The sequence below is a fragment of the Polaromonas sp. P1_G4 genome, from assembly GCF_056405475.1.
This window is the reverse complement of the sequence record NZ_JBFUCA010001028.1, coordinates 1-636: the sequence shown is the minus strand read 5'-3', so window position 1 is coordinate 636 and position 636 is coordinate 1. Positions and strand designations below refer to the sequence as shown.

Genomic DNA, 636 nt, shown 5'->3' with positions numbered 1-636 from the left:
GGCTTGCTCCGGTATCCGGGCTGGTCTGCGCTGTGACATCGCCCAGGCCGTTGGGGCTGTAAGTGGTGGCGAGGTTGCGGGGGTCGGTGACCTGGGTCAGGTTGTCATTGGCGTTGTAGGCGAAGCCGGTGGTGGTCGGCGTCGCACTTCCGGTGTTGGCGGGCTGCTGGGTCTGGATGGGGCGGCCCAGGCTATGCGGTGTCGGCCCGGGCGAAGGTGCATAGCATCACGTCTTTAAATTAGATGACGCGCTATTAACTCTCCATCCTCAATAAACAATTCTTTTGCGGGAGTTTTAATCGACGCCATATCTAGGTGAATAACTTGCGACGCTCCTTTTAGCGCCTCGCATAAATCCTTCGTGCTAATTTCAACCGACCTTTCTCTTGTTTCCTTCCAAAGCCGACTAAGCTCCCACGCATCGCCATCGGACAGTGTTTCTATATCTTTAAGAATCCACATCTCAGTGAGTTCAGCTCCCTTGCGAAGAACCATGCAGCAAGCCTCTCCCGTGATGGGGAAATCTTTTAAGGAATCACTCATGAAAACCTCCTTTAGTCGAGCGGTATAAATTTTCCACGGCTGGGTGTTCCACCCGTTGCGCCAGGCTCATATTGGTGTTGATGCGGGTTGGGA

At 53.9% G+C, this 636-nt stretch carries 1 protein-coding gene; it reads right to left on the bottom strand.

Features of this window, described 5'->3' with window-relative positions; translation table 11 throughout:
* Positions 1-234: 234 nt before the first annotated feature.
* A complete protein-coding gene (locus AC1D1X_RS25180; RefSeq protein ID WP_477671711.1) occupies positions 235-543 on the bottom strand; it encodes a hypothetical protein in 309 nt (102 codons plus the stop codon).
* Positions 544-636: the final 93 nt, after the last annotated feature.